Below are 16,120 nucleotides of genomic sequence, written 5' to 3' on the forward strand. Positions count from 1 at the left end.
CCATTTTTGCGACTAATTGCACTGAACGTTTTCGGTTGTGCTTGAGAGGCGCTTGTAGTAATTTTATTGAAACATTTTGAAATACTTCTGTTCACTGACGTTCTCAATTAGTGGTTTTTAATTATCGCCCTCTAACTTCGAGAAAAACATGACACAAACTATCGCTATGGGTTTTCGTACCTGGCAAGCACTACTTCGCAGCCTGACTGTTGCAGGGCTAATGTTGTGCGCTATGTTACCGGTAACTGCGGCGATGGCACAAACTACTCCGGTTGACGAGACGCTGGAGCAGGCTCTGAATAACTATCTGAACGATTTGCAGATTGAGGAAAGCGTCGGACGCGAGCAACTTGAAGCGATTCTGGCTCAGGTAGATGAAACCACACCACTGTCTACCCGCATTCGGGCGTTAAGTTATCTGGCTTTAGTACATCAATATGACGGCGACGAAGCCGCAGCCTTTGCTGTGAACGAGCGAATGCTTGCGATGACCGAAGGTTCCGGCAATGCCGATGCGGAAGCTGAGGCTATTGCCAACCGTATTGAGTTGCTGCAAGCCCAAGGCAAACAAGCCGAAGCTTATTTAGTGGTTAGTGACGCAGAAATTGCGCTGGCGCAGGCTCAACTGCCGCGCGTCCGATTTTATGTGCACAACCTAATCTCACGAATCTACGCCGATTGGGGTAAATACAGCGACGCGCTTGAGCATCTTATTTCTGCGCTTGAAGCAGTGAATGAAACGAATGACGACCGCACTGAATTACGCCGCCAGTATCTGGCCTATGCTATTGCACAAATTCAAACTGATTTGGCGCAGTGGGACGATGCCCTTGAAACCACCACGAAAGCCATAACGGATGCTCAGCAGTTCGGCTTACTGGAAAACGTACCGGATTTATATTTACTGAAAAGCTATATCGAAGTGTCGTTGGAAAACTACAGCGAGGCGGATGCATCAATGCAGCTAGCTATGCAGTGGGCTGAACGGAGCGACCGGCCGCAAATCAAACTAATTAGCCTGAACAATTTAGGTGATCTGTATATTCGCACCAATGATTTGGATCGTGCCGAAAGCTATTTAAATCGTGCTCTGGAACAAGCCCTGGCGCTGGATGACGAGCGTACCGAGCAAATGGTGCGTTTTAACCTTGGCTTTATAGACGTAAAACAGGGCAATACTGATAGCGGCTTAACCCTTATGCGCGAAGGCCTGGAGTATTTCCGCGCAGCCGGGCGAAAAAGCGATTTAGAGCAAATTCTGGGTGAAATTGCTGAGGCTTATGAAGTTGCGGGCCAGTACCGGCAGCAGGCTGAAGCACTACAGGAGCAGCAGGCCATTAGTAAAGAGCTGTGGCAACTGGAACAACAACGCAATGTTACTGAACTGCAAAACCTGTATGACAACAAAGACAAAGAGCAGCAGATTAAGATTCTGGAGCAGCAGAATACGCTTAAACAGCGCGTGATTGAAGTGAACGAGCAACGCCAGATTATTGGGCTACTGCTGGTTATTGTGGTTATTTTTGCTGGTGTGTTTCTATGGCTGATGTATCGTGCTGCCAGACGCGCCAATTTGCGCCTGAAAGAAGCTAACAGCCAGTTGGCATTCCAGTCGCTGCGTGATCCGCTCACCGGGTTATGGAACCGTCGAGCCCTGCAACAGGACATGGAGAAGCGGGAGCAACATGGTGACCGCCGCCAGCAGGATCAACAACAAACCGACGGTTTGATTCTTCTTGATATCGACTTTTTCAAGCGCATTAACGACAAGCACGGTCACGCCGCTGGTGACACCGTACTGATTGAAATTTCCAAGCGGTTACAAACCATTTGCCGGGAAACCGACAAATTAATTCGCTGGGGCGGCGAGGAATTTTTGTTTTATTTGCGGGACGTCGACAATGATCGCATGAAGATTCTGACCGCCCGCATTCTGGATGTGATTGCCCGCGAACCTATTATGCATGAGGGTAAAGTTATTGAGGTAACCACCACCGCCGGCTTTATTTGCTTACCTTTTGCCGGTGTGGATGAAACTCTGATGGATTGGGAAAAAGTTCTGCAGCTAGCCGACATGGCCCTGTATACCGGGAAAGCGCATGGCCGGAATCGTGGGGTTGGTATTACTGAGTTGCATGTACCTTATAACGAGGCCCGCGAAGTGCTGGAAACCGATTTGTCAGCCGCTCTTGAGAAAGGCTGGGTCACTATGGTGACTATTGAAGGACAGGATTCCGGTTAAGCTGTGCTACCTGCGTTGAGACAGGCCTCGCGGCTTGTCTTCGGGCAAAAATGTAGTATCGTGCAACTATAAGTTTGCCGCAGAATCGCCAGGGACAGCATTTGCATGCCGGAGGAACCAACGTGGGTCAGTTAACACCAGGCTTTATTGTCGCGCACAGCCATAAAATGGAAGCGCTGACCGATCTGGTGGTGAAGATTACCGGCGACTACCCACTGGATCCGCTGGAAACTGAAACCATTCTGGTGCAAAGCAACGGCATTGCGCAGTGGTTAAAATTGGCCATGGCCGAGCAAAACGGCATTGCCGCTATGTTGGATGTGACACTGCCCGCTCGTTTCTTGTGGCAGGCTTACCGCGCGGTACTTGGTGATGCCATTCCGAAAACCTCCCCGTTTGATAAAGACCGCTTAAGCTGGCGCATTCTGCGCCTATTACCAGAATTACTAGAAGATGCCGAGTTTGCGCCCTTACGGGGCTATTTGCAGAACGACCCTGACAGTCGTAAGCATTACCAACTGTCAGAACGCCTGGCCGATTTATTCGATCAATATCAAATTTATCGTTCCGACTGGTTGGCCGACTGGGCCGATGGCGGCAATACCATGGTGGACCAGCAGGCTCATGAGCAACAGCGCTGGCAGCCAAAGCTGTGGCGGGCATTACTGCAAGACGTGGGTGCGCAAGACTACTGGAATAACCGGGCCCAGCTACACCAGCGGTTTCTGCAGCAAGCACGGCAGTTGAACCTGACTACACGCCCTGCGCAGTTGCCGCGCCGGGTGGTGGTGCTTGGCATTTCCTCGCTGCCGCAGCAAACTCTTGAAGTGCTGGATGCGTTAAAAGGGCATACGCAAATTGTGCTCTGTGTACACAACCCCTGTCAGTTTCACTGGGCTGACATTGTGGATGGCCGTCAGGAACTTAGTCGGCTACAAATACCACAGCAGCGGTTTGACTATAAACAAGGCATAACGGCGGGAACTAGCGATGACCTGCTGCATACCCAGACGCATCCATTGCTGGCCAGCTGGGGTAAGCAAGGGCGTGATTACATTCGGTTGCTGGATTTGTTCGACGAAACACGCGACAAAGCTGCACAGTTTAATGAGTTGAGTTTTGAGTTATTTGATGAGCAACCGCCAGAGAATACCTTGCAACAGCTGCAAAGTGACATTTTGCAGTTGCGTTCGCTGGCTGAAATTCAGTCTTGTGAACGTGGTAGCCCTGACACCTCGGTGGTGTTTCAGCAGGCACACAGCCCGCAACGCGAAGTGGAAGTTCTGCACGATCAGCTGTTAGCTGCCTTTGCGGAAAATCCTAACTTACGCCCGCGCGATATGATGGTGATGGTGCCCGACATTGATACCTACGCACCGCACATTCAAGCCGTGTTTGGCCGCTTTGAGCGCCATGACGAACGCTTTATTCCTTTTACTATTGCTGATCAGGCGCAGCGTCAGCGCAATCCATTACTGATTGTGCTGGAGCGATTACTGAATGCTCCGCAAGAACGATTCAGCATGAGCGATGTGCTGGACATGCTGCAAGTGCCAGCGCTGCAGGCGCGCTTTGGTATCAGTGACAGCGATTTGCCGTTGCTACAGCAGTGGATACAGGCGGCGGGCATTCGCTGGGGGTTGCATGGTCAGCATCGTGAGTCGTTGGGGTTGCCGGCGCAGGCTGAACAAAATAGCTGGCGCTTCGGGTTGCGCCGTATGCTACTTGGCTATGCCGCTGGTGATACCCGGCCGGGCAACCAGCAAGCCTGGCAAAACATTGAGCCATTTGCCGAAGTTGGTGGCTTACAAGCTGCTCTGGCCGGGCCTTTGGCGCAGTTGCTGGATAGCCTTGATAACCTTTGGCAACAGCTGCAGCACGACCGCACGCCAAGCGACTGGGTGTTGTGCTTTAATCAGTTGTTAAGCGATTTTTTTGCGCCACAAAGCGACGCCGATGTGTTGTTGCTGGCACGCGTACAAGAACAACTATTGAGCTGGCAACAGGCCTGTGACGACGCTAATTTCAATGACTTATTACCTTTAAATATAGCGCGTGAAGCCTGGTTAAGCCGGCTTGATCAGGCGCAGCTAAATCAACGTTTTCTAGCTGGCGCAGTTAACTTTGCCACCTTAATGCCAATGCGGGCCATTCCGTTCCAGCAGTTATATTTACTAGGCATGAACGATGGCGATTATCCGCGCAGCACCAAACCGCTGGATTTTGATTTAATGGCCCATCAGAGCCGCCCGGGTGATCGCTCGCGGCGCGAAGACGACAGGTACTTATTTTTGGAGGCCTTGTTGTCGGCGCGACAAAAGTTCTACGTGAGCTGGATTGGGCGCAGTATCCAGGACAATAGTTCGCGGCCGCCGTCGGTACTGGTTAGCCAGTTATTGGAGCACCTCGAACAAGGTTGGGCGCAGCCTGCGGTTACCGGGCATGCTTTGCAGCCCTTTGCCGCCAGCTATTTTAATACCGATGAGCCGAAAGGTTTGTTTACCTATGCGCATGAATGGCAGCATGCGGTGGGTGTGGCCGCTGGTAGTAACGAACAAACGCCTGCCGATACCGCGTTAGCCGAGTTAAGCCCGTGGCGACCTGAAAGCCCACTAAATCTGAAACAGCTGAGCGATTTTTTACGAGAGCCGGCACGACTTTTATTTCAGCAACGCCTGAATGTGTATTTGTACCAACAGCAGCTAAGCGCCACTGACGAAGAATTATTTAGTAGTGACGGTTTACAAAGCTGGCAGCAGGTTGAGCGGCTCATTCAGGCCATGCAACGGGCGGCCCACCAGAGCCAAGATATTCATGTGGCAACCAATGCGGAACTTAGCCGCCTGCAACGCGAAGGCGAGTTACCGCCGGCAGCCGGTGGCGAATTTGAGCAATTGCAGTTAACTCAGGTAATAACTGAGGTTGGTGCTCGGTATCAGCGGTTACGCGAACGCGCCAGCAAACCTTTACTGCCGGTGCATGGTAGCTTTGAGCTGGCACCCGCCGGTGCCGCTGACAAACCTGCGCTGTTGTTACAGGACAACCTGGATAATCTGTATGAAAGTGCCGGCGGTGAGCGTTACTGCTTGCAACTGTGTGCTAGTAATCTTCGTGCCGGTAAAAAGCCGGATAGCCCAGCGCGGTTAAAGCATGCCAGCCTGCCCTGGGTAACGCATCTGTTACTGAACAGCCAGCAGCCAACGCGATTTTTTATTGCCGGGCGCGATAGTGTTTTGCACCTGCCGCCAATGGCTGCTGCTGAAGCTGAAACCTTGTTAGCAGAGCTTGGCAAAGCGGTGCTAGAGAATTTCCGGCAGCCATTACCTATAACTTTGGATTTAGCGGAGCAGGCTGACGCAAAAGACTTAGCCAGCCAGTATGACTTTGGAGGCTTCCGCCAGAGTGCGCTAAAAGAACGAGCGCCCTACTGCAGCCGGGTGTTTCCAAGCTTTAGTCATATTGGTGCCGATGGCCGCTTCGACCAGGCCATGACACAGCTGTATTCACCGCTTATAGAAGCACTGCAGGCAGGTGATGAGTGGTTGCAGGAACAGCAACTGTTAACGGAGGCCAGCACATGAGTATGGCCACACCGTTACAGCCATTAACTATGCCGTTATATGGTAGCCGTTTAATTGAAGCCAGTGCCGGTACCGGTAAAACCTATACCATAGCGGCATTGTACGTGCGCTTGGTGTTAGGGCATGGCGATGAGGCCAGTTTTGCGCGCCCGTTAACACCGGATCAAATTTTGGTGGTGACCTTTACCGAAGCGGCAACCGAGGAACTGCGTGACCGTATTCGTGAGCGGCTGGCCACCGCAGCGAGCTATTTTCGCCAGCAACAAGACAGCAGCGACGCCTTTTTAGTAGCACTTCGGGAAAGCTACACCGACCAGCAACAGTGGCCGGCATTGGCGCGGCGACTGGACTTGGCGGCGCAGGCGATGGACGAAGCCGCGGTGCATACCATTCACGGCTGGTGTAACCGCATGCTGCGGGAGCACGCCTTTGCCAGTGGCAGTTTATTTACCCAGGCATTGGAAACCGACAATAGTGACCTGTGGCTAACCGTGGCACGGGATTACTGGCGGCAGTATTTCGGCACCAGCTCATTACCTGTATATCGTTTTTTACGCGCCCACTTTGCCAGCCCGGAGCAGTTACTGAGCCAGATTAATACGCTGCAGCGTTATCAAAGCGAGGCGCAACAGCAACAGCTGTTGGCCCACAACCCGTATCAGGAGTTACAGCAGCAGTTGGAGCAGTTGCAGCAGTTGAAAAACGAATTGCTGCCAGCCATTGAAGAATTACGCAAAGACATTCCTCAGCATAAAGGCGTTACCCATCACGCCGGTGGAATGGAAAAGCTTTACGATTGGACCACTACCGATGCCGCGCAGCCCGACTTGAGCGAGGCCGGTTGGAAGCGCTTTAGCAGCGAAGAGTTAAGCAAAAAATTTAAAGATAAACTGCACCGAGACTGGCATCAAATAACCCAGTTACAGCAGCGGCTGAGTGAGTTGCAACTGGCGATTCAGCCAGTGCTGAATCATGCCGCGGCCAGCATTGCCATGCGTTTCCAGCAGTTGCAGGAGCAGCGGGCGCAAATGGGCTTTGACGACATTCTCACGCGGTTGCGGGATGCGCTGCAAGGGGAACATGGCAAAGGGCTGGCCGCGGCTATTCGGGCTCAGTTTCCAATCGCCATGGTAGACGAATTCCAGGATACCGACCCGGTTCAGTACCGCATTTTTGATACTATTTTTGAATTGCAGCAGAATCACCCGCAGCAGGGTATTTTCCTGATAGGCGATCCCAAACAGGCGATTTATTCCTTCCGTGATGCCGATATCTACACCTATTTGCAGGCGCGCCGAGCCACCAGTGGCCGCCACTACACCCTGGGTACCAATTATCGCTCAACGCCCGCTATGGTGGATGCAGTAAACCATGTGTTTGAAAGCGCCAATGACTATCCAAAAGGCGCCTTTCGGTTTCGTACCGAAACTATTGATGAAGTTCCGTTCCAGGCAGTTGCGGCAACTGAAAAAGATAAACAGGTGCAGTTGCACGGCGACGATTTGCCCGGCATGACCTTACGAGTGTCGCCGTTGCAGGAACAAGACACCAATAAGCAGGGCTTAACCGAAACTTTGGCCGCAAGTTGCGCCGACGACATAGTGGCGTTGCTGAATGAAGCAAATTACCACAACCAACAAGGCGAGACTTCGCGGGTACAACCGGGCGACATTGCGGTGCTGGTGAATAAGGCTGATGAAGCCCAGCTCATACGCCAGGCTCTGCGAGAGCGTAACCTTGCCAGTGTTTACTTGTCCGACCGTGACTCGGTATTTGCGAGCGCGTTGGCCAAAGACGTACTGCTGATTTTACAAAGTTGTGCCAGCCCGCGCGACCCTGGCATGTTACACGCTGCCTTAGCCACTAGCTTACTGGGTATGAGCTTGCCCGCGCTTGCCGAAGTGGTGGAAGACGAAACCTTGTGGGATTACTACGCAGGTGAGTTTATTGAGTATCACCAGTGTTGGGAGCAGCGGGGCATATTAGCCATGTTACAACGCTTACTGCACGATTTTGCCGTACCTCAACGGCTGCTGAACTCAGCACAACAAAACGGTGAACGGGAACTTACCGATGTGTTGCACCTAGCGGAGCTATTGCAGCAACAGGCACAGCATGCCGACGGCATGAGTGGCCTAGTACGTTACTTGGCTGAGCGGGTAGAGCAAGTGCAGGAGCAAGGTCGAAAAACCGATGCCAGAGAGCAGCAGGTGCGGCTGGAAAGCGACAGTAATTTGGTGCAGGTAGTTACCGTGCACAAATCCAAGGGCTTGCAGTATCCGTTCGTATTTTTGCCCTTTATGAGTTCGCAAAAAGCGCTGCACCGACGCATTCAGTATCCGGCGGTTTATCACAATGAGCAGGGTGAACTGCAGTTGGTGTTATCAAAAGAAGATACCGCAGGGCGTGATCAAGCCGACGCTGAGCGCCTGGCGGAAGACATTCGTAAGTTCTACGTGGCGGTAACCCGGGCGCAGTACAGCACCTATATTTATGCCGGACATTACAAAGAGCTGGGTGAAACGGCGCTGAATTACTTGCTAACCGGCAGTCGTAAAGCCTGTGAGAATTTGCAGCTGGCCATGCAAGAAGCCTGGTCGCATCAAGCTATTCGCTTGCTTGAAATACCCGCCGAAACTGAGGCCGATCAGCACCCAGCACAGTACCAACCCGCACCAACGGCAACACAGCAGCCACGGTATTGTGAAATGCCTTCCGGGCACCAGTTGGAGCGTTGGTGGTTGAGCAGCTACAGCGCATTATTATTGGCGCCGGCAGCCGATGCCGGGGCCGTGTTGGCGGAACAGTCCGCGGACGAACAGAATTCGCGGGAAGAAATGCAGGCCGAGCCTCGTGCCCTGAGCGCGGAACGCTCGCCTTCAACGGTGCCTATACATAGCTTCCCGAAGGGGCCACAAGCCGGTACTTTTTTGCATAATCTGTTGGAAGCTGCGGCTAATGAAGGCTTTGCTGAGGTGGCGGCGAGCACCGCAAAATGTGCGGAGTTAGTGAGTGCTCACGCGCAGTCAGAGCCATGGAATGCCTATCAGGACGTGTTAGTAGACTGGCTGCAAAGCTACCTGAATACTCACTTCGAGTTAGCACCCGGAGCGTCAATTTCGCTGGCTAGTTTATCCAGTTATCAGGCCGAGCCAGAGTTCTGGTTTGCTACCCGCAATACCGACGTGCAGCAACTGGATAAGTTGATTCAGCAGTATATTCTGCCCGGGCATGCCAGGCCGTCACTACAGCCCACCACCTTGAATGGCATGATGAAGGGTTTTATTGATTTAGTATTTGCCCATGACGACCAATTTTATGTGGCTGATTACAAATCCAACTGGCTGGGTGATCACGAGCAAGACTACACCTCAAGTGCCATGCGCGAGCGCATTTTGCACAGCAGATATGACGTTCAGTATGTGATTTATACAGTCGCACTACACAAGTTACTGCACGCCCGTTTGGGTGCTGCATACAACTACGACACCCACGTCGGTGGCGCCTTGTATTTGTTTATGCGCGGCTATCAGGCCGATAGTGCAGGTGCGTTTTTCGATCGGCCGCCGCTAGCACTTATTACCGAGTTGGAGGCGTTATTAAAATGATGGAAACAAACGCCGCACAGCTGCAGCAATGGCAACAAGTTGGCTGGTTAAGGCCGCTGGATGTGAGCTTCGCCAACTTGTTGCTGGAGCAGGAGAGCGAGCCGTCGCCGTGGCTAGCTATGCTGGCTGCCTTAGCCAGTTATCAACTCGGCCGTGGTCAGGTGAGTTTAAATCTAGCCAGTTTGCTGCAAAATCCGACGTTCTGTTTGCAATTTCCACGGCCTCGCACAGCTATGAATACAGTGGTGGAACCAACGTCACCTGAGGCGGTTTTTGCCAACACTTCGCTGCATGATGTGATTGCTGTGCTGCAAAAGTCCCGCGCAGTGTCGGTTGTGCATGATAGCTCCGAGACTGACTCAACCGCGCCCTTAGTGCTGCAGCAAGAGCGCTTATATTTACGTCGCTACTGGCGTTATCAGCAAGGCATTAAAACCAGGTTGCAGGTACTGGCGAAGCAACGTGAAGTGAATAAACCAGCCTTGCAGCAGGTGCTGAAGGACTTATTCGGTAACAGCGCGGGCGATGGCGATAAGCTGAACTGGCAGAAACTAGCCTGCGCCAATACCTTGCGCAGTGGGTTTAGCGTGATTACCGGTGGGCCCGGCACTGGCAAAACCTACACTGTGGTGCGCTTGCTGGCGACCTTGCAGCAACTTTCGATGGCCGAGGGTGGCAGCGAACGAATTTTACTGGCGGCGCCAACCGGCAAAGCGGCTGCGCGCATGACCGAATCAGTGCGGTCGGAACTGAACCAATTAACCATAAACGACTCGGTAAAACAGAGTATTGATGCGAATGCGGTAACCTTGCATCGCTTGTTAGGGGCCAAACCTGGCTCGCGTGGGTTTAAGCATCATGCCGACAATCCGTTGCTGGTAGATACCCTAATTATTGACGAAGCCTCTATGGTTGATGTAGAAATGATGGCCTTTGTGGTAGATGCGCTGCCCGGCCACGCGCGGTTAATTCTATTAGGTGATAAAGACCAATTGGCTTCAGTGGAAGCTGGCGCGGTGTTAGGTGAGCTATGTGCCGGAGCTGATACCGGTGGTTACAACAGCAACACGGTTCAGTGGTTAGAGCAGGTAACCGGTGAGTCTATTCCTGCTGTTTATACCGACTCTGCCTTTGAACTTTCGGCTTACACTAAACCCGATGCCAATCCTTATTTGCAGCATATTGTGATGCTGCGCGAAAGTCGTCGCTTCGACGGGCAAAGTGGCATCGGTAAATTAGCGACTGAAGTAAATGGCATGCGCACTGCCTGGCTGCAGCAATGGCTGCAGGGCAATGCGCCAGCGGCGGATGAGCCAGCGGAACTATATAGGCGGATTCAGTATTTGAGCAACACTCACCCTACGGATGCTGACTTCCGCAGTTTGGTGCAAAACGGCCTGGCAGATTTTATGGCGCGGGTAGCAAAACGCCCGGGCGGTGACTCAAAAGCCAGTTGCGACCAGTGGGCTGAGCAGGTGCTGGATGCCTTTAGTCAGTTTCAGGTGCTGTGCGCCGTACGCGACGGAGAATGGGGTACTAAGGCGCTAAATGAGCTCATTAGTCAGTGGGCTACCGCTGCCAGTGGCTCTGCTGATTCCGGCTCAGGGAGCTCGGATCATTGGTACCTGGGTCGCCCAGTTATGATTACCCGCAACGATTACGGACTGGACTTACGTAATGGCGACATCGGTATTATGTTGTTGCACACCCCCACCAATACCCGTCGAGTTGCTTTTTTAAGTAACGCCGCGGCGGCCAATGCCAGTAAAATGCGCTGGGTGCTACCAAGTCGGTTAACTCATGTGGAAACGGTTTACGCCATGACAGTGCATAAATCCCAGGGATCGGAATTCAGGCACACAGTATTAGTGTTGCCCGAGCATGATACCCCGGTGCTAACGAAAGAGTTGCTGTACACCGGGATTACCCGGGCGCGGGAGCAATTTACACTGGTGGCACCGCAATCTAAGGTGTTGTTGGATGCCGTGCAACGGCAGGTTGAGCGCGGTTAAAAAGCACTATTTCCTACATCAAAATCAGTCTTATGTAACTGGCGAGCTGAGGTGGTTTCGCTATGCTTAAGTGCTCAGGGATGAGCTAGCAGGCATGGATGCCTGTATTGAAGGTAGCTACTTGGTGCGCGGACGGGCAAACATCATCAGGGCAATACCACTTAAAGATACCGCCGCAATCACCAGTAGTTTTGGCGTTAACACCTCGGCTAACAGCAACACACCGGCGAAAGCGGTAACCACCGGCACGCTTAACTGCACCGTAGCGGCCTGGGTTGCTGTTAGAGCCGGTAAGGCTTTGTACCAGAGCGCGTAACCTATTCCCGAAGTAATAGCACCCGAGGCTATGGCGTAGCCAACACCAGTGGTATCTAACGCCGGTAGGCCGTTATTGGTAACCCACAACACAGGTAACAGCAGTAATGCCAGTGGCAGCGTACGAATAAAGTTGCCGGTGGTACTGGCGAGTGCGTCTTTGCTGTGGCGGCCAAGTAGTGAGTAAGCACCCCAGGCGACACCCGCTAATAGCATGAGTAATGCCGAGCCGGTATTTAAACTCACTTCGGTATTGGCCCCGGGGGTGTTCGGCCATAACAACACCACCAGGCCGCCGGCAGCCATAATAACGCCCAGCCATTGGCAGGCGGTTAATCGCTCACCGCGGAATAATCCCCAAGCCGTCATACTTAGCTGTACAGCACCAAATAAAAATAAAGCACCTAAGCCCGCATCTAACTGCAAATAAGCGTAGGAAAATGCGATGGCATAAATAAATAATGCCAAAGCCCCTGGCCAGGAGCCTGCGGCTGGCGCTTTTTGCCGTTGCCGAAGTTGCCGCAGCTGCACCAACAACAACAGCATGGCGGCACCGGAAATTAAGCGAATGAGAGTAAAACTAGCAGCGTCTATGCTGGTTTCGCGCAAGGCTAACCGACACAACAACGAGTTACCGGCAAACGCCAGTAACGCCAGCAGCGTATACATAACCGTTGTGCCGGATAACCGGTTGGTAACATGGCTACTCGGTTTAACAGCGATAACTACCTTCCAGCATAATATGCATGTCGGAACTACGCCGAACCTGATAACGCCCTTCACCGTCTACGTCGTCTTCTTCGGCATCACGATGCCAGAGCGAAACCTGCGCCGGTAGTGTTACCGGGCGTTTAAAATTCACGTCTATGCGCTGCAGCGGGCAGCCCAAACTATGTTCCAGTTCTGCGTGGGCACGAGCTGACATGTACATGCCGTGAATGATTGGCTGCCGAAAGCCGAACCAGCGCGACAGCCAAGGATGAATATGAATGGGGTTATAGTCACCCGATAACCGCGCGTATTCCCGGCCTAAGTAGGTAGGTAGTTGCCAACTAGTTAAGTTTTGCCAGTTTTCATCGGGAGCATGTGCTTTGCTGCGCGCTGTACCCGCGGGTTGTGGCTGCATGACCTGATAGATGCTGTCGCACACTGCCACACAGTCGCCATCTTGCATAAACTCAACACAATAGGCTGGACGCAAGCGCCGCCCACCGGCCTGTGGCAATTTTATTTTGGTTACCAGGGTAAAGCCTTTATTCAAATCTATAGGTAATAACTGACTTACCGAATTACTCACATGCACCATGCCCGGCACTGGCCAGGGAAATTCGGGTGTTAGCATGAGTGATAAATGCGCGCGCTGGGCACTTAAATACAAGTAAGTAAGCGGAATTTCACTAACAAAGCCGCCAAAGGCATGGCAATAGGCTTCCAAATGATCAGCGTCAAGTGCCGGCAACTGATAGGTCGCGCGCAATTGACGAATTGCGGGTTCACCACTGCGGCGCAGGGTGAGCACTGAGCGCGCGAGCATGCCCGGAAGAGGAGCCAGCGCTTTGCTGGAGGCGGTGCCGATGTTGTTTGCGTTGGTCATGAATTACCGTACTTACATAAGATTCTGTGAGCCATTGTACTACCAAAATTATAAAGCTTTACAAGTTTATAGCTTATTTCTGCGAACTTTACTTGGCAGGACGGACCAGGTAGATCCATACTAGCAGCTCTGAAAATGTTCGAAAAAAAATAACAAGCAAGGATACTTTATGTCAGAACAACAGCATTGGTCACGTCGTGGCCTGTTACCTGCAAACCTAGCGCGTGCACTCAGCCGCACTCTGCTGGCCGGCTCAGTTACCTTACTGGTCGCTTGCGGCGGTGAAGACACCATTGAAACCCCGGATCCGCAAGTTACCGCCTTTGCCCCGGACGGTGAAATTAGTGCGAACGTGCGCTGGACCGATTACGGCGTTCCTTATGTAAAAGCGAACAACTACGAGAGCCTTGGCTTTGGGGTTGGTTATGCTTTTGCCAACGACAATATTTGTGTTCTGGCAGACCAAATAATTAAATTTAACTCGGAGCGGGCGCGTTACTTTGGTCCGGACGAGGTTCCTGGCTCTGGTGACAGCGGCAACGTCATCAATGATTTCGGCTATTTGTCACTGGGTATTCGTGAGAACGCCGAAGCTGGCTTTAGCCAAATGAGCGAAAAAGCTCAGGCATTGTTAACCGGTTATGCACGTGGCTATAACCACTATTTAGGCGTCACCGGGTCGGCCAACATTGACCCCACCTGTGCCGGTCAGCCGTGGGTTCAACCAATCACAGCAATTGACATGATGACCTATGCGCAAGGCGTGGCCCTATTGCCTGGTGCGAGTAACTTTACCGGGGCAGTATTTGTTGCGGTACCACCGAATACCAGCTATTTGCCGAATCCGGTAGCTGCGAATGGCGCACCTATTGACGATGCCCAGCAGATGGATGAGCTATATCAGCCAGAACTGCTGGCCGATATTGGTATTCCGGATACTAACCCAACTGAAGCTGGCTCCAATGGCTGGGCTGTTGGTAGCGATTTAAGCGCTAATGGTAAGGGTATGTTGATTGCGAATCCGCATTTCCCGCATACCGGCAACCAACGTTTCTGGCAATTTGGTACAGAAATTCCGGGTGAATTGAAAGTAGTAGGTGGCTCTTTGTCGGGCATGCCAGGTATAGTCAATATCGGCTTTAACGAAGACGTCGCCTGGACCCACACCTTTTCAACTGCGTCACGTTTTGTACTGCATCGTTTAGAGCTGGATACGTCCGATCCGCTTGGTCGTACTTATATTGTTGATGGCGAGCGTAAGAAAGTAGAAACCAAAACCCATCAAATTGAAGTAGCAACCGGGCCTTCAAGTACAGTCACGCTGGAAAAAGTAAGTTATCACAGCGAGTTTGGTCCAATGATAGTGATTCCGGGTCAATTACCATGGGGTCAGGATCAAACCGGTCAGCAAGTTGCTTATGCTATTTATGATGCCAATTTGCCGAACTACGATGTATTCGATCACTGGTTAGCGATGAATCGCGCTGGCAGCATTAGCGAATATCAGCAAACCTTTGATGACTACACCGGCATTGTGTTTAACAACGCCATTGCCGCAGACAAAGACGGGAACACCTTCTTTACCGACGGTTCGTCGGTGCCGGATATCGACCCTGAGGCTATTGCTGACTGGGCGCAAAACCCGCTGTATCAACAACTGACGCAGGCAGCAGGTTTGCCGATATTCCCAGGCAACGAAGCACGCTTTAAGGCTCGTGGTACAGTTCCGACGGAAGCTGCACCGCGCTTATCACGTACTGACTTTGTGCAGAACTCAAATGACAGCTTCTGGCTGACTAATCCGGCCGAACCTATTACGCAGGTGTCGCCTTTGTTTGGTCCGGTTGGCAACCAACAGTCGTTGCGTTCGCGCTTAGCCCAGAAAATGCTGGCTGAGGGTGGCTCTGTAGATGGCCTGTTCACGCTGGACGATTTACAAGAACGCTTATTAGGTAACCGTAACTTCCTTGGCGAAGCCGTTTATGACGACCTGTTAGCTGCCTGTCAGGCACGTGGTGCTACCCCGGTTGCTACTGCTGCCGGAGCGGTTTCAATTGCGCCAGCCTGTGCAGCGCTGGAGCAGTGGAACGGCGTAATGGACAAAGATAGCATTGGTGCCATGTTGTTCCGTGAGTTTGCCAGTGAGTTTACTCGTAACCCACAATGGCAGGTTGCTTATGACCCTACTAACCCACTGACTACGCCAAATACTCTGGTTGCCAATGAAACCGTGATGGAGCAATTGGCTACTGCTATGGTTCGCATTGAAAATGCCGGGTTGGCCTTAGATGCGCCGCTTGGTGATGTGCAATTTGTGGAACGTAGTTTGCCGGACGGCACGCCGTCTGGGGTGAAACTACCTTGGGGTGGTGCGAACAATGTTGAAGGTGGCTTCAACGTATTCCGTTCGAATACCGGCGGTGACGGTACTATTTTACCGCGTCATATTTACCCGCTGCTACCTGGCTCAAACTTAAGCGCTGAAGCTGGTGGGTATCATATTACTTATGGTTCCAGCTGGATGTTCACGATGGAATTCACCGATGAGGGGCCGGTTGCAAATGGCTTGCTAAGCTACTCGCAATCACGCGATATTAACTCGCCCCATAATCTGGACCAAACTGAGTTCTATTCTGTGGATCCACGGTTACGCACCATTTACTTCACTGAGGCAGACATTGCCGGTAACACTGTTGAAGAAATTGACTTAAATGTAGATGCGTTAGGTAACTAACCGCTTGAATCTAAAAATAAAAAGGCGCCATGTT

The 16,120-nt window shown here is 52.1% G+C and carries 7 protein-coding genes; 5 read left to right on the forward strand and 2 right to left on the reverse strand.

Annotated elements, in window-relative coordinates:
* Positions 1-148: 148 nt before the first annotated feature.
* From CCE91_RS09770 to recD, 4 genes are all read left to right on the forward strand, one after another.
* Positions 149-2,242: a tetratricopeptide repeat-containing diguanylate cyclase gene (locus CCE91_RS09770; RefSeq protein ID WP_086435098.1), complete on the forward strand. Its 2,094-nt coding sequence runs from the start codon at positions 149-151 to the stop codon at positions 2,240-2,242.
* Positions 2,243-2,364: 122 nt separating this feature from the next.
* On the forward strand, positions 2,365-5,823 hold the full coding sequence (recC, locus tag CCE91_RS09775) for an exodeoxyribonuclease V subunit gamma (protein WP_086435099.1): 3,459 nt from the start codon (positions 2,365-2,367) through the stop codon (positions 5,821-5,823).
* Complete coding sequence (gene recB, locus CCE91_RS09780) at positions 5,820-9,431, forward strand: exodeoxyribonuclease V subunit beta (protein WP_086435100.1); 3,612 nt, start codon at positions 5,820-5,822, stop codon at positions 9,429-9,431. The genes recC and recB overlap by 4 nt, the downstream gene beginning before the upstream one ends.
* A complete protein-coding gene (recD, locus tag CCE91_RS09785; protein WP_086435101.1) occupies positions 9,428-11,443 on the forward strand; it encodes an exodeoxyribonuclease V subunit alpha in 2,016 nt (671 codons plus the stop codon). Before recB ends, recD begins: the two co-directional genes overlap by 4 nt.
* Positions 11,444-11,560: 117 nt before the next feature.
* Here recD and CCE91_RS09790 read toward each other — a convergent pair whose 3' ends face one another.
* Both CCE91_RS09790 and CCE91_RS09795 read right to left on the reverse strand, forming a co-directional pair.
* Entirely contained in the window at positions 11,561-12,427 is an 867-nt protein-coding gene (locus CCE91_RS09790) for a DMT family transporter (protein ID WP_086435102.1), read from the reverse strand.
* A 43-nt stretch (positions 12,428-12,470) separates the two neighbouring features.
* Positions 12,471-13,352, reverse strand: coding sequence for a MaoC/PaaZ C-terminal domain-containing protein (locus CCE91_RS09795; RefSeq protein ID WP_086435103.1), 882 nt, complete (start codon positions 13,350-13,352; stop codon positions 12,471-12,473).
* Positions 13,353-13,521: 169 nt separating this feature from the next.
* On the opposite strand from CCE91_RS09795, the gene CCE91_RS09800 reads away from it, so the two are divergent.
* Positions 13,522-16,086, forward strand: a complete 2,565-nt coding sequence (locus CCE91_RS09800; protein ID WP_086435104.1) for an acylase — start codon at positions 13,522-13,524, stop codon at positions 16,084-16,086.
* The last annotated feature ends 34 nt before the right edge of the window (positions 16,087-16,120 follow it).

The sequence above is a fragment of the Pseudidiomarina planktonica genome (genome assembly GCF_900177775.1).
Classification (GTDB): Bacteria; Pseudomonadota; Gammaproteobacteria; order Enterobacterales; family Alteromonadaceae; genus Pseudidiomarina; species Pseudidiomarina planktonica.